Below are 23063 nucleotides of genomic sequence, written 5' to 3'. Positions count from 1 at the left end.
GTGAGAAAAATGATGACTTTTTGTATTTTATGGCATAAAAAAGTGGATTTTAGGCTCAAACTAGGAAGGCACAGGATTTCGACATCGGAAAGGCGGCAGAAAAATGAATTTGAAATGGAAAACATGGATGGCAGCCGGATTGGCAGCCGTAGTCATAACAGCAGCAACAGGACATGTAGCATTCGCTGATTCAACCGTTCGGGCTGAGGAACATGGCAATGCGTCAAAAGTTTCTTCCTCCGGCAAACCAGCGAAGCCATGCATGCAGGCAGGACACGGTCTGTTCATGATTGGTGAGACGGCAGACTTACTTGGGATTGGACTTCGGGATCTGAAAGAACAGATGGAACTTGGCAAGACGTTGTCCCAGATTGCGAAAGAGCGTAAGGGACTTAGTGAGGAGCAGTTATTACAGAAGTTGAAGCCTACACTTGCACAGCGTCTGGATCAAGCTGTAGATGAGGGGTGCCTCACCAAGGAACAAGCTGCGGCCACGAAGGCGGACATGGATACCAAGTTGAAAAAGGTCATTAATACCCCCCTGCGTGATTTGCGGCGTGAATTTGCCCACCATGGCAAACGTTCCATGGTGGATAAGGGCGAAATTGCCCGGTTTATTGGAGTCACGCCTGCTCAATTGCACGAACAGCTTCAGGGAGGGAAATCTCTGGCTGAGATTGCTCAGGCAAAAGGCATTAGCGAAACGCAGCTGGTGGACAAGCTGAAGGAACAATTAACGGGTGATCTGAAGAGATTTGTGAATCAGAAGGGCAACGTGCATCCAGCCCCGGGTCCCCAGGAACCTGTTCCTGGACGATCAACTTCGAGTGAAGTGAAATAAAGAAGAGCGTCTCCATAAGGGGACGCTCTTCTTGCTTCATAATGTCTCACGCGTTCCCCGACTGTGGGCGGGAATAGGTGAGGGGCTTGGCTGGGGTGAGTTTCTCTTATCCGCATTAACAGATGAATTAGGTATAGAACGTGGTTTGCGTATTAACCCTACGGTGAAACGTGAGCCAGGAAGCTTGGATAATGCCCAACTGATTGCAAGAGCAATACCAACCGTTACAAGGAACGATAGCAACGTTACAGGCAGATGCCATCCACTGAGTTGAAGCGGTCTGGTTACATAAGCGATCGCGTAGATCACCAGTGCATGAACCAGATATCCACCAAATGAATAGCGGCCAATCCAGGATAACAGGCGCTGAAACCGTGTATCTTTGCCCCGCATCAGTACAAGGAAACCATACATCATAAACATCTGAGCCATAATGATCAGGAATGTGGTTGGTTTCAGATAGGTGGAGATATTCAGATTAACAACATCCCCGGACCCACGCAGCACATCGTAACCAAGCCATATATACATCCCTATAAACAGACAGATCGTCCATGGCAGCACCTTCGTGGTCCAACTCCTCCAGCTATCCACTGACCAGGCACATACGGCACCCAGTAAAAAGTAGAACCAGTACATCACCCATGAATAGGAGCGATATTGCAGTAACGTTGACCAAGGCTCAGACATGGATTCTGTCCAGCCCCCCATATTATAGTAGGACCATTTCATAAGCAGGCCGTAGAATGCAGCTGCCAAGACAATGAGTGCCACAATGATTTGCATGGGCGTGAAACGTGAGGCGTTCTGGATACGTATCTGGATGGCTTTTGCTCCTGTCCAGAATAGGGGAAACAGAATATAGAACTGAAACACCATAATGACAAACCAGAGATGATATCCCGTCTGCGGGACAAACAGTTCACGAATCAGACTGCGAAAATCCGGTATGCTTGCAAGCCAGAACGCGGGGGTGAAGATACGGACAGACAGCCAGTAGATCAGTGTCCATACGACAAACGGCATATAGATATCGCCAAATCGCTTTCGAATGAAGCGAGGATATTCCGGTTTGGTGTTACGATGATGGTAAAACAACATTACACCCGATAGAAATACAAACGTTGGCGTACCAAATCGGGTCAGATGATAAATCATGGTCAGCATAATGGAATCCGGTTGTTCAATATCAGCGCGATAGATATACTCAGCGATACTATGCTGCATGACGATTGCCAGAAAGGCAATGCCCCGCAGTTCGGTCCATTCTGCTATTCGCGGTTTTTTCACACGTAATCCTCCCTCCAGGAACCGGAGTTCATCATATAAGGGTACCCGTTAAACATTAAGGCTGCATTAAATGGAGAAAATAGGTACTAAAAAAAGACGGTCTCAGCCGTCTTTTCTATTGATATATTTCATGCTTGTTTTAGTTCTGTTCCTCTGATGATGGAGTCTCTGAGGACTCGGCATCTTCTTCAAACAGTTTCTGAATGTAGGACTGGAGTTTGGTCACATCAACACCCAGTACCTGAGCTGAGCCGACCAGTTCATTGGTGAGTAGTTTGTTCGGTGGAATCTGCTGCTGATCGATATCGTTCACATGGATATCGAAGCCAAGTGATGCGAGTTTTAACATCTGGGTTGGACTGAGGTCTGTCTCAATATAAGGAGCGATGGCTTCCAGGATATCCGGGATTTTGAAGAGCGACGTAGTGCTCTGCATTTTCTTGGCCAGCTCGGTCATGAAGATCCGCTGCCGTTCGGTACGGGTAAAATCCGAGGTGGCATCATGCCGGAACCGAACATATTGCAGGGCGGTTTTGCCGTCCATATGCTGCAACCCTTTTTTCAAGTCAATGTCGTACATATGTTTATCTGCTTTACTGGTGTAATACATGTCTTTCTCCACGTCAATCTCAATACCGCCTACCGCATCAACGAGTGCCATGAAACCTGTAAAGTCTGTGTAGACATAATGCTGAATGGGAATACCGAGCAGATCACTGACGGTTTGTTTGGTCAGCTCCGCACCCCCGTAGGAAAAGGCTGCATTAAGTCTGCTTTTGCCATGCCCTGGAATGGCTACATAGGTATCTCGCAGTACAGAGAATAGATGGGCTTTCTTGGTGACTGGATCAATGGATGCCACCATGACAGAGTCCGAACGTCCTGCATCGTCGCCTCTTGAGTCTCCACCAAGGAGCAGAATGTTCACCCGTTCCTGGCCCTCCCATCTGGGAATCGTTGTAGATGGTGTGTCTGAATCGCTGTCTGTGCCGGAAGAGGACGAGTTGGATGAAGTCCCGGAAGCAGTGGAGATGCTATTGGCAAAATGAACAATCGAATATCCGTAATATACAACGACACCTGTAATCGCAAGTGCCAGGGTCAGGGCTGTACCCCATAACCATTTTTTAAGCATAATCTTCACCTTTCTATGATTGAACTGATATGTAACCCAAACTAGTTTAACAAAAAGAAAGCAAAATGTCCTCTTTGATTTCGTAACTTCGGTCAATGTGAGGATTGTTTGACAAATAGTTAGTGTATATTTATTATGTAAAAAATAATCTTGTTTTGTGTAATGGGGGTATTAAAAGCCAGTTATGAATCAATCACTATTTAATTGGATTAATCAGTTTGCAGACCAAATACCGTTTCTGGACTGGTTTATGATCACATCATCCGAGTATGCGGTTTGGGTCATGATCGCACTGCTCGTTATCGTATGGTTTCTCGGCGATCCATCGAAACAACGAATTGTTTTCTATGCCTGTGTGGCTTCCATTATAGCGCTAGTTCTGGCCAAATGGGGAATATCACCAGCGGTCGGTCATCCAAGACCTTTTATGGAAGGGACTGTGCATCAGCTGGTAGCCCATGTACCTGATCCTTCTTTTCCAAGTAAACATGCTTCCTTTGTATTTGCTCTAGCGGCTGCTTCATTCTTTATTGGACGTCGCTTCGGGTCATGGATGTTGTTACTCGCTGTGTTAACAGGGGTGTCGCGTGTATATGTTGGTGTGCATTATCCAGGAGATATTCTGGGAGGATTCATTCTCGGAAGTCTGCTTAGTGTGGTTCTGATTACAACCCGCAATTATACCAAGTCGATTCCCGACTTCTTCATTAACATACACCGACGTGTTTTTCGTTAGCGATTGAAAGCAATGTCTAGTGAAGTTTTGGTAGTTTAGATTATTGAAAGAAGTCTCTTATCTCTGGTTCTGCCAAAGATGGGAGACTTTTTTTTTGCGTTATTTTCGAAGTTACATGAAATTTCTAGAAATTGAATTCTAACATCTACAATTCATGACGATAGGTGACGATATACTATAAATATGTATTATTTTGAGGAGTGGGACACATGGAAGACACGCGGGGGAATATGTTGGGGAAATTGAAGTTAACGATTCGAGGCAAGCTACTGACTGGTTTTCTGATAGTCGTGGCTCTGTTGATTATTGTAAGCGGCTATGCACTAGTACAGATCCATGATATGTCTAATAAAGCGGCTGCTGTGGATAAGACTTGGATGCCGAGTGTAAGCCTCCTGGGTAAGATGAACGGTGATATTTCTGATGTAGAGCGCTTGGCACTGGCCATCATCGTTGAACGGAACAAAGATGAAACAACTAAGTTAAATGAAGCGTTACAGCTATTGCTTACGAAGATTGAAGATGAACGTAAACAGTTGCTAACGTTCATTGAGAGTAATGATGAAGCGATGAAGCTCTACAATGATTTTAGTACGAATTATGATGCTTATGTGGCGAAAATGCCAGTATTTATCGAATTTGGTTTGAACAACAATTACGAAGAGTCCAGTCGTTTACATACAGAGGCTTACCCGATGTGGTACACAGCAAACGACTCTATCACCAAGTTAATCACTTTAGGTAATGAAGGATCAGACGCGGCAACGAATGAATCTGTTGAGATGGCCGAAAATACATTTAATGTAATTTTGGCGGTGACGATTTTTGCATTCCTGGTAGCTGTATTTATTGCCTTCTTCATTGCAAGCATCATTTCACGTCCAATCAAAAAGATGAATGAAGCGGCCATGGCTATTGCCAATGGTGATCTGACGGGTGAGACGATTGTGCTCAAGAACAAAGACGAATTGGGAACGCTCGCGGCTTCCTTCAATACTATGAGTGGCAATTTGCGCTCCATGATTGAATCGGTATCGATGACTTCCGAACAGGTAGCCGCTTCATCGGAGGAGCTTCTTGCAAGTGCAGAGCAGAATACCCAAGCCTCGGAACAGATTTCCCAAACGGTCGAGGAACTGGCTGTAGGTACGTCTGATCAAGTTGATATTGTGAAGCGATCTTCACAGGCGATGAATGAGATGGCTCTCGGATCAGAGCAGATTGCCGAGCTTGCTCAGAGTGTATCCGTATCTGCTGTAGATGCGGCGAATCAATCTTCCGAAGGAAATATGATTATTCAGCAAGCGGTTGAACAGATGGGTTCTGTTCGAAATTCCATTGCTTCGCTTACAGAATTGGTTACAGGGCTGGGGGAACGTTCAGCAGAGATTGGAACCATTACCGAGGTAATCAATAACATTGCCCGGCAGACCAATCTGCTTGCACTGAATGCAGCCATTGAAGCTGCACGAGCAGGAGAGCATGGACGTGGTTTCGCCGTAGTTGCGGGAGAAGTGCGGAAGCTCGCTGAGGAATCTTCTACATCTGCGCAACGAATTACGGATCTCGTTCAATTGATTCAGAAAGATACGGATCATGCTGTTCAGGCAGTCAAAGTGAACAGCAGTGAGACAGAAGCAGGAATCGAGATGGTTACTGCGGCAGGACAAGCGTTCGAGCAGATCTCGGATGCGGTCAACAAAGTAGCGGGTGAAATCCAGGAAGTGTCTGCAGGTTCAGAAGAAATGTCGGCGAGTACAACTGAGGTTGTAGGATATGTAAGTCAAATCTCCAACATTGCTGGAGAGGCAGCGGGCGGGGTTCATAATGTATCTGCCGCAACTCAACAGCAGTTGGCTTCGATGGAAGAAATTGCATCATCCGCAGGTTCATTATCCAAGATGGCGGAAGAATTGCAGGAGCAAATTAACAAATTCAAAGTGTAACCGATGAGGTGACCTGACACATGGTGATGTGCAGGAACACACAGGCTGGATGGATAGAAATGCCTTTCGGGTTGTGGTATTGGTTACAGCCCAATCAAGAAGCTGTTTCTCTAACGCGCATATGCGTCAGAGAAGCAGCTTTTTTTGTCACATGACGCAGAGCAGGTCACAACAATGTTATTTCAGAAGTCACCAACGCTTATATAGCTAGTGAAACAAACGGCTATAATGGTAATTAATGGTGGAACTTACACTGAAATACACCATGGGGAGGAGCGATATAAACTTGCAGTCCAGAGTAATGCATACGAAATATTGATGAAGAGGAGATGAATAGTTGAACATGAAGGGGAGCTGGTGGAGACGAGTCGCTATGATCGCGTTATCGGCAGGACTACTGGCAGGGAGTTTATCGATGGGCACAGGAATCCGTAAGGCGGATGCGGCCGCCGGAAATCAGAACTATGCTGAAGCACTGCAAAAGGCCATTTACTTCTATGAGGCACAGCGTTCGGGTCCGTTGCCAGCCAGTAATCGGGTCGAATGGCGTGGTAATTCGGGCATGCAGGATGGGTCTGATGTAGGCGTTGATCTGACCGGAGGATGGTATGATGCCGGAGATCACGTGAAGTTTGGTTTTCCGATGGCTGCTTCCGCAACGATGCTCGCCTGGTCTGTCGTGGAATATGGCGACGGATATGAACAGGCCGGACAACTGGAGGAGATCAAGGATAATATCCGATGGGCGACCGACTATTTTATGAAAGCGCATACGAAACCAAATGAATTATGGGGACAAGTGGGGGCAGGTAATACCGACCATGCCTGGTGGGGTCCCGCAGAAGTCATGCAGATGAACCGTCCTTCGTTCAAGATTGATGCTTCATGCCCGGGCAGTGATCTGGCGGCAGAAACGGCTGCCGCACTGGCAGCGTCATCGATTGTATTTGCAGATGATGATCCGGCATATTCGGCCAGACTGCTTCAACATGCGAAAGAGCTGTATAACTTCGCAGATACATATCGGGGGGAATACACCGATTGTATCACTGATGCTGCAGCGTTTTATAATTCGTGGACAGGATACGAAGACGAGCTGGCATGGGGCGGAGCATGGCTTTATCTAGCTACTAATGATAGCGCTTACTTGTCCAAAGCCATTGCAGCTACGGACCGGTGGTCTTCTAGCGGAGGCTCAGCCAATTGGCCGTATACCTGGACACAAGGTTGGGACAGTAAACATTATGGTGCCCAGATCCTGCTTGCCCGTATTACGTCCAGTTTGAACATGCCGGAGGCGACGAGATTTATTCAGTCGACTGAGCGCAATCTGGATTATTGGACGGTTGGAGTCAATGGGACACGAGTCAAGTATACGCCAGGAGGTCTGGCGTGGCTGGATCAGTGGGGCTCGCTCCGATATGCAGCAAATGCATCCTTTATTTCTTTTGTATACTCCGACTGGGTCAGTGATCCTGTGAAAAAGTCAAGATATCAGGATTTTGCTGTCTCACAGATGAATTATATTCTGGGCGATAATCCGCGTCAGAGCAGTTATGTGGTCGGATATGGGCAAAATGCACCTCAACATCCGCATCATCGGACCGCTCACGGTTCATGGCTGAATAACGAAGATATCCCGGCAAACCATCGCCACATTCTGTATGGTGCCATGGTCGGTGGCCCGGATGCATCGGATGGATATACCGATGATATCGGGGATTACGTGAGTAATGAGGTCGCAACCGATTACAATGCTGGTTTTACCGGCGCACTGGCAAAGATGAATTTGCTATTTGGTCAGAATCATCAGCCCCTTGCGAACTTCCCTGCACCTGAGGTGAAGGGAGATGAGTTCTTTGTGGAGGCTGCGATCAAATCATCAGGTGCCAATTATACAGAAATCAGAGCACAGCTTAATAATCGTTCCGCTTGGCCTGCCCGAATGGGAGATCAACTGTCTTTTAAGTATTTCCTGGATTTGAGTGAAGTGTATGCTGCCGGACGTACGGTATCGGACGTGCAAGTGACAACCTCCTATACGGAGGGGGCGACGGTATCCCAACCCGTTGTGGTGAATGCAGCCCAGCATATCTATGCCATTACGGCGAACTTCGGTAATACCAAGATCTATCCAGGTGGGGAAGGAAATTATCGTAAAGAAGTACAGTTCCGCATTACAGGCCCACAGGGTGCATGGAATGCCAGCAATGATCATTCGTTCCAGACGCTGACCACAGGTACTCCTGTGAAGAGCATATACCTTCCAGTCTATGATGCAGGGGTGAAGGTGTATGGACAGGAGCCTGGTGTTACACCAGTCACGGTTCCAGGCGCACCTGCTGGCGTGCAGGCTGTAGGGGGAAGCAGTCAGGTTAACCTGACCTGGGCCGCTGTATCCGGGGCCGAATCGTATACGGTGAAGCGTTCCGAGGTGAGTGGAGGACCATATACAACTGTCGCGACGGGTGTTAATGGACTAACCTATACAAACACGGGACTGACCAACGGGACGGCTTATTATTATGTAGTGACTGCTGTGAATTCAGCAGGGGAATCATCGGGTTCTGTACAGGTGTCGGCTACCCCGCAAGCAGCTTCGACGGTGCCGGGAGCACTGACTTTAAGTGGGACAGCTGGTAATGCGCAGTCGGTCCTGATTTGGACAGCAGCCTCGGGCGCGACTAGCTATAAGGTACAACGTTCGGTGGCAGGTGGGACATATGCAGATGTGGCAACCGGATTGTCCGTGTTGACTTACACCGATACAACAGCGCTGAATGGCACCACGTACAATTACCGGATTGCAGCCGTGAATGCGAACGGACAGACACTGTCCAATGTCCTGGCACTGACGCCTTCTGCACCTCCGGTGACGACCGGTACACTCGAAGTGCAGTACCGCAGCGGAGGGTCCGGGAATTCAAGTAATGCGGTGACTCCGCAGTTCAACGTGAAGAATACCGGAACACAGGCGATTGATCTCAGTACCGTGAAGATCCGATATTATTTCACCAAGGATGGTGCGGATCAAATGACCTTCTGGTGTGATTATGCCGAGATGGGCACGACCAATGTTGAAGGTACATTTGTCGCAGTGAATCCGGAGAAGGGTACCGCAGATACGTATCTGGAGATTAGCTTCAAGTCTGGAGCAGGCAGTTTGGCCGCTGGAGCAGAGACCGGCGTGATTCAAGCACGCTTTTCCAAAAATAACTGGAGCAATTTCGATCAAAGTAATGACTATTCCTATGATGCTTCCAAGACGGCTTTTGCCTCATGGAACAAGGTAACCGGGTATCAGGGAAACACCAAAGTATGGGGCTTGGAGCCGTAACTGGCTGAATGTCAGAAGACGAAGAGCAGCATGGGCAGACCAACAACACTTATATTCAATTTCCACTATTCCAGGGAGGTATATATTAATGTTGAAATCAGCTGCGAAAAAAAGTTTAACAGCCATGCTGGCGGGAACCGTCATGTTGACCGGATACACCGGACTGTGGGCAGGGCCACAGACGGCACATGCCGCAGATCAGGCCATCGAGATTCAGTCAGACAGCATCAATGAAGCCCGGTTTTTGCAATTGTATGAACAGTTGAAAGATCCGGCAAACGGATATTTTTCGCCAGAGGGTCTACCGTATCATTCCATTGAGACGCTGTTGAGTGAGGCACCGGATTATGGTCATATGACGACGTCAGAGGCATACAGTTACTGGCTGTGGTTGGAAACCATGTATGGTCACTACACGGGAGATTGGTCCCAATTGGAAGCAGCTTGGGACAGTATGGAGAAATACATTATCCCGGTCAACGAAGGTGACGGCAAGGAAGAGCAGCCTACGATGAGCTCATATAACCCAAACAGCCCTGCTACGTATGCAGCGGAAAAACCTTTCCCTGATCAATATCCATCGCAACTTAATGGTCAATATGCAGCGGGTAAAGACCCGATTGATGCCGAACTTAAGGCGACCTATGGTGACAATCAGACCTATCTCATGCACTGGCTGGTCGATGTGGATGACTGGTATGGGTATGGCAACCTGTTGAATCCATCACATACGGCTACCTATGTGAACACGTTCCAGCGTGGGGAGCAGGAGTCTGTGTGGGAAGCCATTCCGCATCCATCCCAGGATGATAAATCTTTTGGTAAGGCAAACGAAGGCTTCATGAGCTTGTTCACAAAGGAAACTCAGGTACCGTCAGCACAATGGCGTTACACTAACGCAACGGATGCCGATGCGCGTGCTGTACAGGTGCTGTATTGGGCGAAGGAGATGGGATACAACAATCCGGAATATCTGGATAAAGCGAAGAAGATGGGGGACTATCTGCGCTATGGTATGTATGATAAATACTTCCAAAAAATTGGAAGTGCAAAGAGCGGTACACCAACTCCGGGTACAGGCAAGGATTCCAACATGTATCTCATGGCTTGGTATACGTCTTGGGGAGGTGGCTTGGGTCAAGGTGGGGATTGGGCTTGGCGCATTGGAGCGAGCCATACCCATCAGGCTTATCAAAACCCGGTTGCAGCGTATGCTTTGTCTGACCCGGCGGGCGGCTTGATTCCGAAATCAGCAACAGCGAAGGCAGATTGGAATGCTACGCTGAAACGTCAGTTGGAATTCTACACTTGGCTACAATCCCATGAAGGAGCTATCGGCGGGGGAGCAACGAACAGTCTGGATGGTTCATACAAAGCCTATCCGGCAGGCGTAAGTACATTCTATGACATGGCATATCAGGAGGCACCTGTATATCGTGATCCGGATTCCAACACCTGGTTTGGATTCCAGGCATGGCCGCTGGAGCGTGTAGCCGAGATGTACTATATTCTTGCGGAGAGCGGTGATTTGACCTCTGAGAACTTCCAGATGGCCAAAAAAGTAATCACGAAATGGATTGACTGGTCCAAGGATTATGTATTTGTAGGTGAGCGTCCGGTAACGGATGCGCAAGGTTATTATCTGAATGCGGCTGGACAGCGCATTGTAGGTGGAACTAATGTTCAGGTAGCGACAACACCGGCTCCGGGAGAGTTCTGGATTCCGGGTGGTCAGGAATGGCAGGGTCAACCGGACAAATGGAACGGATTCAGTTCGTTTACGGAAAATCCGAACTTCCGTGTAACGACCAAAGATCCAGTGCAGGACACAGGAGTTCTGGGAAGTTACGTTAAAGCTCTGACCTTCTTCGCAGCGGGAACACAGGCAGAGAACGGCACACTTAGCGCGGAAGGCCAAGAAGCCAAGGATTTGGCCGAGGCTCTGCTGGATACAGCTTGGGATTACAATGATGGTGTGGGGATTGTTACGGAAGAAGAGCGTAAAGACTACTTCCGCTTCTTTGCCAAAGAGATCTATATCCCGGCGAACTGGTCTGGAACCTTTGGTCAAGGCAACACGATTCCTGGTACAGCAGGTGTACCTTCCGATCCGGCGAAAGGTGGCAATGGCGTATACATTGGATATTCCGATCTGCGTCCGGCCATCAAGCAAGATCCGGCATGGGCTTACCTGGATAATCTGTACAAAACGTCATATAATCCGACAACGAAGCAGTGGGAAAACGGTGCACCAACCTTTACGTATCACCGCTTCTGGTCACAGGTGGATATGGCTACAGCGTATGGGGAGTATGATCGTCTCCTCGGAGATTCCGATAGTCCGGAAGTGGAAGTACCCGCTGCTCCTGCTGGCGTAACAGCAACTGGAGGAAGTGAGCAAGTGGTTCTGAATTGGAACGCAGCCGCTGGTGCAGCCTCGTATACCGTGAAGCGTGCAGAGGTGAATGGTGGTCCTTATACGTCTGTAGCGACAGGGATCACAGGATCGACATTCACGGATACAGGCTTGACCAACGGTACAACGTATTATTATGTCATCACTGCGGTGAATGCCGTAGGTGAGTCTGCACCGTCGACACAGGCATCTGCAACACCACTCGCAGGTACTGTTCTGCCAGGCGTATTCAACCTTACTGGAACGGCTGGCGATGCCCAGGCGGTACTGACATGGACTGCATCAACTGGAGCATCAAGTTATAAGGTACAACGTTCGGTAGGCACCGGGGCATATGCTGATCTGGCGACAGGTTTGACCGCACTGACGTATACCGATGCTACAGCGGTGAATGGTACGGCTTATAATTATAGAGTCGTAGCCATTAATACGAGTGGTCAGACGAATTCAAATGTATTGGTGTTGACTCCATTAGCACCTCCAGTCACAACGGGAACGCTTGAAGTACAATACCGTAATGGTAGTTCAGGAACTTCGGTCAATGCGATTACTCCACAATTTAATGTGAAGAATACAGGTACAACTGCTGTGGACTTGAGCAAAGTGAAGGTCCGGTATTATTTCACCAAGGATAGTGCCGCTGATCTGAGTTTCTGGTGTGATTATGCACAGATTGGCAGTGGTAACGTGGAAGGGCATTTTGTTTCGATAGATTCGGCCAAGGGCACGGCAGATACGTATCTGGAGATTGAATTCAAAGCAGGTGCCGGCAGTTTGGCCGCAGGTGCCGAAACCGGAATCATCCAGGGACGTTTCTCGAAAAACAACTGGACGAATTTTGATCAAACGAATGATTATTCCTTTGATTCCACCCAAACGGCCTTCAGTGCCTGGACAAAAGTGACAGCTTATCAGGATGGCGCCAAGGTATGGGGAATTGAACCTTAAATGAGTTGATCGACCAGTTGTAGAGTGATGTTACTCATCATATAGGTTAAGCCAAGGAGAAATCCCTGGCTTTTCTTTTTTTTTATGGAAAAGCGAAAATGAAATACGAAATAATCAAACGAACACTGCTGATAAAACGATCCGTATTAAGGCTGGAGGCAAAAATGTGAATTCGGGGAACGGTAATCGGCAAATGAATCATAGTAATGTTTACCATATTTTTGATTTTAAACATTAAAATCTAGGTCATATGGCATATGCCCTGGATGAGAAACGACCTAGCTCTTGTATCGCAGAAAAATCAAGCACATCAAATAGTTACAATAATTTAACCTTTCAAAAAGAAGGGATCAGCAGTGAATTTTTCCAGCAGATTACGGACAAACCCTGATACTTAGTGCTCAAGTTCGCCTGCATCAATACAGGACTTTTGACTGATGAACGTTATGGATAGCCCGTTTACAATGGGGCAAGCCCGGGAGAACCAAGCCAGGTTAAAATTCTGTAACATCAGGGGGAACTCGACATCATGAACTGGAAGAAAACGATTATTACGGCAAGTGTCACAGCATCGATGCTGATGGGAAGTCTGACAACAGGAGCACTAACGGCACAGGTATCGGCAGCTGCTGTTGACAATTCACAAGTAAAAGTAATTTGGGGCGTAAACCTACGCACAACACCTTCTTCTTCTGCGAAGATTGTTCGCTTGGTCGCTAAAGGGGAAACGGTAACAGTGCTTCAGCAATCCGGTTCGAATTGGTATAAGATTAAGGATTCTGCTAATCGGACAGGCTACATATCTTCTTCATCCAAATACACACAAGCGATTAGTGGCGGCACAAGCGGATCTGGTTCGAATAGTGGTACATCGGTGACCGGCAATGCATCTGTAGAAAAAGTAATTGCGGCGGGAATGAAATATTTGGGAACACCTTATGAGTTCGGAGCCAGTCGTAACAGCACAGCTACTTTTGACTGTTCCAGCTTTGTACGCCAGGCCTTCATTGATGCACTTGGCATCAAGCTTCCAGCGGATTCCCGCAAACAGGGAGCCTATGTAAAAGCCAAGGGTACAGTTCAGACGAACTGGAAAAACCTGAAACGCGGTGATCTGATGTATTTCATGTCGTATAAAGGCAGCTCTGCATCATCGTATTCGGGCGTGAATAAATCTAGCGCAACCATTACTCACACAGGGATTTACATGGGCGACGGAAAAGTATTACACACATATTCCAACGCTGGCGGTGGTGTAACAACTAGTGATATCTCCGGCAAACACTGGGAGTATCGCTTCCTGTTTGGTGGCAGTGCGTTGTAGGTTAGAACAAGAATCTTCTTAAATAATCCACGCATGTTCATATGCATACAAAACACCTCCCATTCTGCCTTTGACAGGCGAGTGGGAGGTGTTTTTGTGTTATTTATTATTTTGAAAAACTCAATCGTGATAGTACAGTCGGAACAGGATGTCCTGATTGTAGTTGCCGAATCCCTCGCCATATAAGGTAAGCCCGCCTACATGCTGAGCATCTTCTTCCACTGAAAGACGAAGGGTCCACTGGTTGCGTTCGACCGGGATATCTGCGAGTGTAATGTCGGATAGATGTTGTCCATCAATAAACGTACCCTCATTGGTAATTCGCAGTACCTTGAGCATGCCGTACTGATTGACACTGTCACTCCACCATTCCGGGGTGAACATGCCACGTCCGTTGCCTGAATCTCCAGGGCTTGTCCATTCCCCTAATCGGATGCCATTCAGCATGAATGTAATATCCGAGGGCCAATTCGGATTCACCGAAGGTGCTTCTGACCCGATCTCGAGGGACAATTCAATCGCATTGATCTGCTGTCCGGATAAGATATAGTTTGGAATTTTGTACTCCACAAATCCACGGCCAAACCATAGAATATGGGCATGCATCCGCTCAGGGTCGAGAAAATAACGAGGGTCATCATACTGACCGATAACATGATTGGACGTAGCCAGACCACATGTCGGATAGACGTCAAAGTGAGTATAGTGTCCCACAGGGACGGAAACCTCGTGCAGCTTGCGGGCTGTGCCGCTTTCCTGCGGCATGGAGATGCCAATCCAGTCTACAGCAAGGCTGTTCATTTTATGTGTGCCGCCGTCTTTGCGTATCATTTTGGACTGAATAATGCCCACATCCTGAAGTTTGCGGACATGCATGGTCACGATGGCACTACTCAGACCCAGTGAAGCAGCAAGGTCCTTCACATTCATCGGAGTCTCTGCAACAAGGCGGATGATCTGTAGACGGACTTCACTGGCAAGTGCTTCATATAGGGGGAGCCATTCGGCATCGGTATTTGCTCTGATCACAGTTGTTCCTCCATTTTATCTGTATAGAATTAAGTTAAACATAAATTCAGTAAAAAGAATAACATTTTGCAAAATTCAGGTTGAAATTAAGGCTATAATCGATTTTAATATAAATATGAACGTTGATCCATAGAATATCAATTAATTTTTATATTAATCTTAAGGAGTTGAAATTCATTATGGAAAAAGCAAAAATGACGGTAGATAAAGATTTTACAATTGGTGTAGTGGATAAGCGCTTGTACGGATCATTTATTGAGCATCTGGGACGTGCCGTCTATGGCGGGATTTACGAGCCGGGGCATCCATCAGCAAACGAACAGGGTTTCCGCACGGATGTGCTGGAGATGGTCAAGGAGTTGAATGTACCGATTGTACGTTATCCTGGAGGTAATTTTGTATCCGGTTACAATTGGGAAGATTCGGTTGGGCCTGTGTCAGAACGCAAACGCAGACTGGAACTGGCCTGGAGAACGATTGAGACCAATGAATTTGGCTTCAACGAATTCGTGGACTGGGCGAAACAGGCTAATTCTGAAGTCATGATGGCTGTCAATCTGGGAACACGGGGCGCCGATGCAGCACGTAACATTGTAGAGTACAGCAACCATCCGGAAGGTTCGTACTATAGTGATCTTCGTATCAAGCATGGATACAAGCAGCCGCATGCGATCAAAACATGGTGTCTGGGCAACGAGATGGATGGTCCTTGGCAGATCGGTCACAAAACAGCAGAAGAGTATGGACGTGCAGCTGTTGAAGCGGCAAAAGTCATGAAGTGGACGGACCCGACAATTGAACTGGTAGCCTGTGGAAGTTCAAACCTGAATATGCCATCATTCCCGGAATGGGAAGCAACGGTGCTGGATCATACGTATGATCACGTGGAGTATCTGTCCTTGCATCAATACTACGGCAATCAAGAGCAAGATACGCCAACGTTCCTGGCACGCTCGCTTGAAATGGATCGTTTTATCGATACCGTGAAGGCAACTTGTGATTATATTAAAGCAAAGAAACGCAGCAAAAAAACGATGTATCTGTCCTTTGATGAGTGGAATGTATGGTATCACTCCAATGAAAATGATTCGAAGATGGACCCTTGGCAGATTGCTCCGCCACAGCTTGAGGATATCTACAATCATGAGGATGCACTGCTTGTTGGATGTATGTTGATCAGTATGCTCAAACATGCGGATCGGGTTAAAATGGCATGTCTGGCACAACTCGTTAACGTAATTGCACCAATCATGACAGATACGGGCGGTGGTTCATGGAGACAGACAATCTTCTATCCATTTATGCATACGTCCCTCTTCGGGCGTGGAACAGCATTGGTGCCATTGATCCAGTCTCCAAAATACGATACAAAACAAATCACAGATGTTCCTTATCTGGAAGCTATTGCGGTTCATAACGAAGAGCAGGGTGAAGTGACTGTATTCGCAGTCAACCGTCATCTGGAAGAATCCCTTCCGCTCGAAGTGGATCTGCGCAGCTTCGGGAAGTGTACCGTGATCGAGCATATCGTGCTGGAGAGTGATGATCTCAAAGCATCTAACACGGCAGCACAACCAAACCGCGTTGCTCCTCATAATCGCGGAGGTGCAGTCATCTCCGATACCCTGATTACAGCGAGTTTGGCGAAAGCGTCATGGAACGTAATCCGTTTGAAAGTCCAGTAGGGGATAGCATAAAGGGATGTGACACGTGAGAGCGCAATGGCAGGCATGATGCCCGAGAAGGAAGCCAGCGGCTCAGCGTGTTCCTTCAATTAAAAAAGCTGGGTGCGAGTTCATCGCATCCAGCTTTTTTCGTTGTGTTTTGTAGGGAAAGGGAAGGCATGGGGGACAAGAGTGATGATGTGGCAGACAAGGTAGCATATAAGTTAGGTAACGGCGTGTGTTGAAAATGGAGTACATGGTCATGTGCATACATGCTAACTAACCTAGGACGCCTTATTGTGCCGATTATCGTTATAGTAGAAATTTAACGAATCTGAGACACGTTATCCTGGCAAAAAGATGGATAAATCTCGGGAAAAGTATGCCCGGAGCGGAAATAAGTGTCTAGGATTCGTTAGAATATTAGAGTATCCAACAACAGACTAATAGCGTGTGCTGAGTTCGTTACAATTCACCCACCTGTGTGAAAAGGTTATTTCTCTTCAGCTTTGATTCAGCGTAGCTTCCGCTTCAAAACTCAAAACTCAAAACTTTCGCCGTCACGTGGGATGAGCACCTGACCATCCAACTGCTCTGATGCCAGATAAGTCGCAAGATCCGTACGAGACATCACACAATGGTTAATCGCATCCATGTGCACAGCGATGACATGAGCAGATGGCGCATGGCGTTTCACGGCTACAACGTCAGGCCCGTCCATTGTAATGGGATCACCCTCCAGGAAGCGTGCGCCTCCGGCATTCACAACAATGACTTCAGGCGTATATTGACGAATGGCCTCAGCAGGTTCTTCACACCAGATGGTATCCCCAGCGATATAGGTGACGGGTTCTCCGTCTGCTTCAAGTACGAAACCGGACACGTTGCCCATACGTTCTCCGATTTCACCTGTACCATGATGCCCGGATGTACGGGCGAATCGGACAGAGTGATGCTCATGTTTTTCATCTACAGCTGTTACATTTGTGAATCCGGCACCCAAAAATACATTTTCATCCCCGGGCTGGCAGAACAGAGGAATGTCTTTATCAAGTTGTTTCGCTGCTGCTTCATCCCAGTGATCCGGATGGGTGTGTGTCACAATCAACAGATCTGGATTCAGGTAATCCGTTTCGGTTTCAGGCAGAGCAACTCTTGGATTACGTAACTCATTGGGTGTATTGGGGATTGCGGGGATGACTTCGGCGTCCATCAGCATTGGATCAACGAGAATGTTCAGCCCGCCATATTCGAGCCACAGTGTTGCATTGCGAATCAATTGAATTTTCATTATATTTGCACTCCTTCGGGTTGTTTAATAGTATTACCCTATATGGTATACAACCCGTTTAACGTAGTACATAACATGATGAATGGAATTAGACCACACTAATTTCACCGTGAAAGGATTGCTGAAGCAAGATGAATGAAATGATAGATGACACGGATATCCGTATTTTGCAGATCCTGATTCAGGATGCCAAACGTTCTCACAAAGAGATCGGTGAACAGGTTCATCTCACGGGACAGGCCGTCGGTGCAAGAGTGCGCAAGTTGCAAGACCTGGATGTAATCGAAGGGTACACGGTAAAATGGAACCCGGAACGCCTTGGCCTCGGCCTACAGGCATTTGTCACGGTTTTCTTGAACTCTGGTGACAGACATGCTGCCTTTCGCACATTCATTGCTGATCGTAAGGACATCGTTGAAGTCCATCGCGTCAGCGGAGAAGGCTGTTATCTGATGAGAGTGCAGACCGGCACCACAGAGCAGCTTGGCCAACTGCTTGAAGCATTGCTACCTTACGGCAATTACAAAGTCAGCCTGTCCATAGGTGTAGAGAAATCACAGTGATATGTGGGGAGCTTGTCCTCATCCATCCCGGTACTCAAAGAGCCTGCTTCTGTTCTTGCAAAGTCTCCTGAAGCAAAGTCACAGCCTGGTTCAGCTCTTTTTTGCTCAGCAGATGATCTGTCTGAATATGAGAACGTGTGCCGTCCTTCAGGAACAGAACGATCATTGGAGAAGCAGACAGGAGCCACTTGCTGCGGGCAGGTGAGGCGAGTTCAACTTTGCGAATCTGGCTCCAAGAAATCTTCCGTTTGCCCATGCTCAACACATCATCATTCCAGGATAACAACACGGCAGGGGTTCTGGTTAGTCGTGACACAAACATGAAGAATAGTGGTCCAATCAACCACATACCCAGTACGGCTGCGATGAAATAGTATATCGTCTCAAGTCTTTCGGCTTGTCCGTCTACGATGATCCATAATAAGCTCACGCACAAGAGAAGGAACAGGAAGCATAAACTTCCTTTCCATAGAGCTGTGCTGCGTCGGTAACGAACCTGCTGATGGTCACGCTTGGGTGTTTCAGGTTGTTGCATAGATGTTCCTCCTAATTAACAATGCTGATCGATATGCCAAACGTGCCGCCTGCATAAGCAGAGCGGCATGTTCAACGTTCTGTATTTACTATAACTCAGGTTCATTACCCTGATATAGCTGAATTTTTACCTGCATCACGCGCATGGGTGTACAAGTCTGCATACACACCTTTGGCTGCGATTAGTTCCTGGTGCGGTCCTTCCTCCACAATCTCACCATTCTCCATCACCAGAATTCGATCGGCATGCATCACCGTGGACAGACGATGAGCAATGACAATGGTGGTGCGTCCCTGGGATACCGATTCCAGCGCCTGCTGCACAAGCTGTTCCGTGTGTGAGTCCAGATTGGCGGTTGCCTCATCAAGGATGAGCACTCGGGGCTGGAACACAACGATCCGGGCAAACGATATCAACTGCCGCTCCCCGGCGGACAGTCCGCTTCCGCGTTCGGATAGATGCGTATCATATCCTTGAGGCAAACGTGAAATCATCGCATGTGCTCCGACAAATCGGCAGGCCTCAATCGCCTGCTCTCGCGTAATATCCTCACGAAACATCCTCACATTATCAATGATGGAACCGGAGAACAGGAAGGGTTCCTGTTGAATCAGACCCACGATACGATGAAGCTTAGCCTGCGGCAGATGCCGGATATCGGTACCATCAATCTCGATACTGCCCTTGTCTACATCGTAGAAGCGATTGAGCAGGGAGATCAGGGTGCTTTTTCCAGCGCCCGTTGTGCCCACGATACCTACCATTTCACCCGGATAGAGGTGCAGGTTCATCTGTTGGATCAAGGGCCGGTCTGCCCGATAACCAAATGACACATCATTAAAATCAATCTGCCCCATCACATTTTGTGGTTCCAGAGAGGAGGCCATCCCGGGTTTGGGATCAGCAACTTCAGGCCGTGTATTCAGGATGTTCCAGATGCGATCCATCGATACGGTCGTGGACTGGAATGTATTCCATTGCATCGTAATCTGGTTAATCGGTTGAAAGAACTGACGAATATAGCTGATAAACGCATACAATACCCCGACTTGCAGGGACTCACCCAGTACGGCGCGACCTCCAAGCCAGACCATCATGACAAGTGCCGCATTGCCAAGGATATCAAACGTTCGGTTGAAGATGACATTGGAGCGGGCTTGAGCAATGTTGGCTTTCAGATGGAGCGCATTCTGTTCCGAGAAACGTTTCTTCTGTTCTTCCTCTTGGTGAAAAGCCTGAATCAAGAACATGCCGGACAAGTTCTCCGCCGTAAAAGCGATTAAACGGGAAAGCCGGGTACGAGCATTTTGATAAGCTTTCCGCAGTCGACTACGGAATAATACCGCAACCACTGCAATGACAGGCAGAACGATCAGGGAGTAACTCGCCAGCACAGGATCAAGTTGGAACATAAAGACGATAATGAGCACCAGCATCATACCATCCCGAATCAGACTGAGCAGTACTTGAGTGAAAAAGCTGCTGATGGTCTCCGTATCACTGGATACGTTCGTAACCAGACTGCCGATATGAAAACGGTCAAAGAAGGACATGGACATCTTGGAGATATGTTTGAACAGGTCTTTTCTGATCCGGGATACAATGTTCTGTCCCACATGCTGCAATAGATTATTCTGGATATAGGTAAAAATAAAACTAATGACCGCCAGCCCAAGAAAGATGGCTGCGAGCTGAACGAGAAAGCCCACACTGGTCTGGCCGATGGCCAGATGATCATCGATGGCGATCTTCACCAGATATGGTTGTAACAAATCTGCCGATATGCCAAGCAGTGAGCAGAAGAAGATACCGGCAAAAGCCCATTTATGCGGTTTGGCGTATGCCATCATCGCTTTAAACGAAGTTCGTTTACTTTGATCGGCCTCTGCATCTGGGTGAAGTTCAGCGTTAGCGTTAGACATGATGTAATCCCTCCTCCTGCAAACGGTAGGTGGCCGCATATAACCCCTTGGCAGCCATCAACTGAGCATGTGTTCCCTGCTCAGCGACTCGCCCTTCATCCAGAACGATGATATCGTCTGCATGACGGACCGCGCTGATGCGATGAGAGATGATCAATGTGGTTTTGCCCTTGCCGATCTCGCGCAAACTGCGCAGAATACCACTCTCGGTGACAGCATCAACCGCGCTCATACTGTCATCCAGAATAAGTAACTGTGCTTGTTTGATCAGTCCTCTTGCAAGGCTGGTTCGCTGACGCTGTCCACCAGACAGGGTGAGTCCACGTTCGCCAAGACGTGTATCGAAGCGATCAGGAAAACGGACAATATTGTCATAGATCATGGCTTGTCGTGCACTATGTTCCACTGTATCCAGCGATACTTCCCGGTCGCTGAATGCGATGTTATCCCGGATGGTGGTACTAAACAGGAATCCATCCTGAGGGACATAGGCGATGCGTGATCTAAGACTTTCCAGCGACAGCTGCCGAATATCGGTACCATTGATGCGAATCGTTCCTTCAGGTGGTTCGTATGTACGCAGCAACAGCTTAACGAGGGTGCTTTTACCTGAGCCGGTCTTGCCTACAATACCGATCGTTCGCCCGGCACGGATATTGAGTTGAATGTTTTTGAGAGCAGGAGATGAACTGCCGGGATAGGAGAAGGTTAGATTCTCCATGGTGATATCTTGTACGGTTTGGAGCGATGTGGCTTCAGGAAGTTCACGTACATCCGCTACTTCGCTGAGCAGGTCATTCACCCGCTCCAGTGATGCGCCTGAGCGCTGAACCGTATTAATAACATTGCCGATCTGTTGAAGCGGTCCCATGATAATGCGCAGATATAAGGTTAAGGCGACAAAACTCCCTAGTGTAATAGAATTCTGCATGGTCATAATACCTCCGACAAGCAGAGAAACGACCAATGAGATAGCTCCCAGCAGCGGGAGCAAAGCCTGAAACAACGACGACAGACGAACCAGACGAAGCTGTTTGCTCTTGATTGCATCGACGGTAGTTCCAAAGCGTGCACGAGCACTGTCTTCAATGGCAAACGTCTTGGTTACGCGAATACCACCCAGTTGTTCTTCTGCGGATTCCGTCATGGTTGCAAGAGCTTCCTGTACGTCACGAGAGCGCTTGCGAATCCGCGGACCAAAAAACACGACCAGAAATGGAATCGCCAGCAAAGGTACAACGCTGATTAGAATGAGTGTCAACGGAATCCCGCTAAGCAGCATCATGACAATGCAAGACAACAGCAGGAAGGTGGCATTGGTCATGAGCGTCACGCCATTGGAGATTGCTTCACGTACGGAAGTAACATCGTTCATGACATAACTCAGCAGTTTTCCGTTTCCTTGTTTGGAGAAATAATGTTCGCTAAGTTCGGAAAACTTACTGAATATACGCTCACGTGTCATGAATTCGAAGCGTCGACCAAGCTTCATAATCATGAACTGTCCGGTACCAAACAGCACATTATACCCGATGGCAATAGCCAAAAGAGACAGGCTGTACCTTACGATTGTCTGCATCTGAAGTGTGTTCTGCATCAATTGATCCGTGAAACTGCCAAGTATTCGGGGCAAGGATGCTTGCCCCACATTGGAGGCAATAATCAGAAGAACAGCAACCAGATAGACAGGCCAGTTCGATACAACATAACCGCGAAGTAATCCTTTCTTGGACATAAGCATTGTTCTCCTTTTGTTATAGGTGAAGTCAGTTCAGCGGGTGGAGTCAAGAAAAGGGCCGACACCTGTTATTAGCGCGTCGTGCCCTCTTACTGTATGCGATCTGGTTCGTTGTTTATCCGTCATCCGATGGATTTCTCTATTCTTATTTTTGCGCTAATCCGATGGGATGTCAACGAAGCCAGTTAGCAAACCGTAGGTGAATCGGATTATCGGCGTTGGAGAAGAGTTCTATGCCATGTTCCCGTGTTGTATTCACCACATGTCGAAATTACTGAAACATTTTCTGAGGGTATCCCGTCTGTAGGAATGAAGAGGTAAAAAATAGGCTTTACTAATCATATGGAG

At 47.7% G+C, this 23063-nt stretch carries 15 protein-coding genes; 8 read left to right on the top strand and 7 right to left on the bottom strand.

Annotated elements, in window-relative coordinates:
* Positions 1-103: 103 nt before the first annotated feature.
* Entirely contained in the window at positions 104-841 is a 738-nt protein-coding gene (locus tag QF049_RS17570; RefSeq protein WP_307539243.1) for a hypothetical protein, read from the top strand.
* A gap of 36 nt (positions 842-877) precedes the next feature.
* Here the strand turns inward: QF049_RS17570 and QF049_RS17565 are convergent, their stop codons facing one another.
* Together QF049_RS17565 and QF049_RS17560 are read right to left on the bottom strand one after the other, a co-directional pair.
* The gene (locus QF049_RS17565) at positions 878-2131 is read right to left on the bottom strand and encodes an acyltransferase (RefSeq protein ID WP_307539241.1); all 1254 of its coding nucleotides are present in this window, start codon (positions 2129-2131) and stop codon (positions 878-880) included.
* 139 nt (positions 2132-2270) lie between these two features.
* Positions 2271-3266 (bottom strand): LCP family protein, encoded by a 996-nt coding sequence (locus tag QF049_RS17560; protein WP_307539239.1) that lies wholly within the window; start codon positions 3264-3266, stop codon positions 2271-2273.
* Positions 3267-3450: 184 nt separating this feature from the next.
* Here QF049_RS17560 and QF049_RS17555 point away from each other — a divergent pair, with 184 nt between their 5' ends.
* The 5 genes from QF049_RS17555 (at position 3451) to QF049_RS17535 (ending at position 13973) form a co-directional block, all read left to right on the top strand.
* Complete coding sequence (locus tag QF049_RS17555) at positions 3451-4002, top strand: undecaprenyl-diphosphatase (protein WP_307539237.1); 552 nt, start codon at positions 3451-3453, stop codon at positions 4000-4002.
* A gap of 209 nt (positions 4003-4211) precedes the next feature.
* Entirely contained in the window at positions 4212-5948 is a 1737-nt protein-coding gene (locus QF049_RS17550; protein ID WP_307539235.1) for a methyl-accepting chemotaxis protein, read from the top strand.
* A gap of 343 nt (positions 5949-6291) precedes the next feature.
* Positions 6292-9285 (top strand): glycoside hydrolase family 9 protein, encoded by a 2994-nt coding sequence (locus tag QF049_RS17545; protein ID WP_307543300.1) that lies wholly within the window; start codon positions 6292-6294, stop codon positions 9283-9285.
* Between the two features lie 88 nt (positions 9286-9373).
* Positions 9374-12649 carry a glycoside hydrolase family 48 protein gene (locus QF049_RS17540; protein ID WP_307539233.1) on the top strand — a complete coding sequence of 1092 codons (3276 nt, stop codon included), beginning with the start codon at positions 9374-9376 and terminating at the stop codon, positions 12647-12649.
* Positions 12650-13178: 529 nt separating this feature from the next.
* Positions 13179-13973 (top strand): C40 family peptidase, encoded by a 795-nt coding sequence (locus QF049_RS17535; protein ID WP_307539231.1) that lies wholly within the window; start codon positions 13179-13181, stop codon positions 13971-13973.
* A 120-nt stretch (positions 13974-14093) separates the two neighbouring features.
* On the opposite strand, the gene QF049_RS17530 is transcribed toward QF049_RS17535, so the two are convergent.
* Positions 14094-14999: an ArsR/SmtB family transcription factor gene (locus QF049_RS17530; RefSeq protein ID WP_047844139.1), complete on the bottom strand. Its 906-nt coding sequence runs from the start codon at positions 14997-14999 to the stop codon at positions 14094-14096.
* 182 nt (positions 15000-15181) lie between these two features.
* Between QF049_RS17530 and arfA the strand changes: the two genes are divergently transcribed.
* Positions 15182-16687: an arabinosylfuranosidase ArfA gene (arfA, locus tag QF049_RS17525; protein ID WP_307539229.1), complete on the top strand. Its 1506-nt coding sequence runs from the start codon at positions 15182-15184 to the stop codon at positions 16685-16687.
* 517 nt (positions 16688-17204) lie between these two features.
* Here arfA and QF049_RS17520 read toward each other — a convergent pair.
* Positions 17205-17957 carry an MBL fold metallo-hydrolase gene (locus tag QF049_RS17520; protein ID WP_307539227.1) on the bottom strand — a complete coding sequence of 251 codons (753 nt, stop codon included), beginning with the start codon at positions 17955-17957 and terminating at the stop codon, positions 17205-17207.
* 131 nt (positions 17958-18088) lie between these two features.
* On the opposite strand from QF049_RS17520, the gene QF049_RS17515 reads away from it, so the two are divergent.
* Positions 18089-18520 (top strand): Lrp/AsnC family transcriptional regulator, encoded by a 432-nt coding sequence (locus QF049_RS17515; RefSeq protein ID WP_307539225.1) that lies wholly within the window; start codon positions 18089-18091, stop codon positions 18518-18520.
* Positions 18521-18554: 34 nt separating this feature from the next.
* On the opposite strand, the gene QF049_RS17510 is transcribed toward QF049_RS17515, so the two are convergent.
* From QF049_RS17510 to QF049_RS17500, 3 genes are all read right to left on the bottom strand, one after another.
* On the bottom strand, positions 18555-19055 hold the full coding sequence (locus tag QF049_RS17510) for a hypothetical protein (protein ID WP_307539223.1): 501 nt from the start codon (positions 19053-19055) through the stop codon (positions 18555-18557).
* A 104-nt stretch (positions 19056-19159) separates the two neighbouring features.
* Entirely contained in the window at positions 19160-20977 is a 1818-nt protein-coding gene (locus QF049_RS17505; protein WP_307539221.1) for an ABC transporter ATP-binding protein, read from the bottom strand.
* Positions 20970-22712: an ABC transporter ATP-binding protein gene (locus tag QF049_RS17500; RefSeq protein ID WP_307539219.1), complete on the bottom strand. Its 1743-nt coding sequence runs from the start codon at positions 22710-22712 to the stop codon at positions 20970-20972. Before QF049_RS17500 ends, QF049_RS17505 begins: the two co-directional genes overlap by 8 nt.
* Positions 22713-23063 lie beyond the last annotated feature (351 nt).

This window comes from Paenibacillus sp. W4I10 (assembly GCF_030816325.1).
GTDB classification, from domain to species: Bacteria; Bacillota; Bacilli; order Paenibacillales; family Paenibacillaceae; genus Paenibacillus; species Paenibacillus amylolyticus_B.
Note: the sequence above shows the minus strand (reverse complement) of the source record. Positions and strands in the feature narration are given on the sequence as shown.

Bases quoted from the DNA above. Each gene is read 5' to 3' on its own strand.
- QF049_RS17520 (WP_307539227.1), bottom strand. From the start codon at position 17,957: ATGAAAATTCAATTGATTCGCAATGCAACACTGTGGCTCGAATATGGC.
- QF049_RS17510 (WP_307539223.1), bottom strand. From the start codon at position 19,055: ATGCAACAACCTGAAACACCCAAGCGTGACCATCAGCAGGTTCGTTAC.
- QF049_RS17570 (WP_307539243.1), top strand. From the start codon at position 104: ATGAATTTGAAATGGAAAACATGGATGGCAGCCGGATTGGCAGCCGTA.
- QF049_RS17560 (WP_307539239.1), bottom strand. From the start codon at position 3,266: ATGCTTAAAAAATGGTTATGGGGTACAGCCCTGACCCTGGCACTTGCG.
- QF049_RS17500 (WP_307539219.1), bottom strand. From the start codon at position 22,712: ATGTCCAAGAAAGGATTACTTCGCGGTTATGTTGTATCGAACTGGCCT.
- QF049_RS17545 (WP_307543300.1), top strand. From the start codon at position 6,292: ATGAAGGGGAGCTGGTGGAGACGAGTCGCTATGATCGCGTTATCGGCA.
- arfA (WP_307539229.1), top strand. From the start codon at position 15,182: ATGGAAAAAGCAAAAATGACGGTAGATAAAGATTTTACAATTGGTGTA.
- QF049_RS17540 (WP_307539233.1), top strand. From the start codon at position 9,374: ATGTTGAAATCAGCTGCGAAAAAAAGTTTAACAGCCATGCTGGCGGGA.
- QF049_RS17515 (WP_307539225.1), top strand. From the start codon at position 18,089: ATGAATGAAATGATAGATGACACGGATATCCGTATTTTGCAGATCCTG.
- QF049_RS17555 (WP_307539237.1), top strand. From the start codon at position 3,451: ATGAATCAATCACTATTTAATTGGATTAATCAGTTTGCAGACCAAATA.
- QF049_RS17535 (WP_307539231.1), top strand. From the start codon at position 13,179: ATGAACTGGAAGAAAACGATTATTACGGCAAGTGTCACAGCATCGATG.
- QF049_RS17505 (WP_307539221.1), bottom strand. From the start codon at position 20,977: ATGTCTAACGCTAACGCTGAACTTCACCCAGATGCAGAGGCCGATCAA.
- QF049_RS17550 (WP_307539235.1), top strand. From the start codon at position 4,212: ATGGAAGACACGCGGGGGAATATGTTGGGGAAATTGAAGTTAACGATT.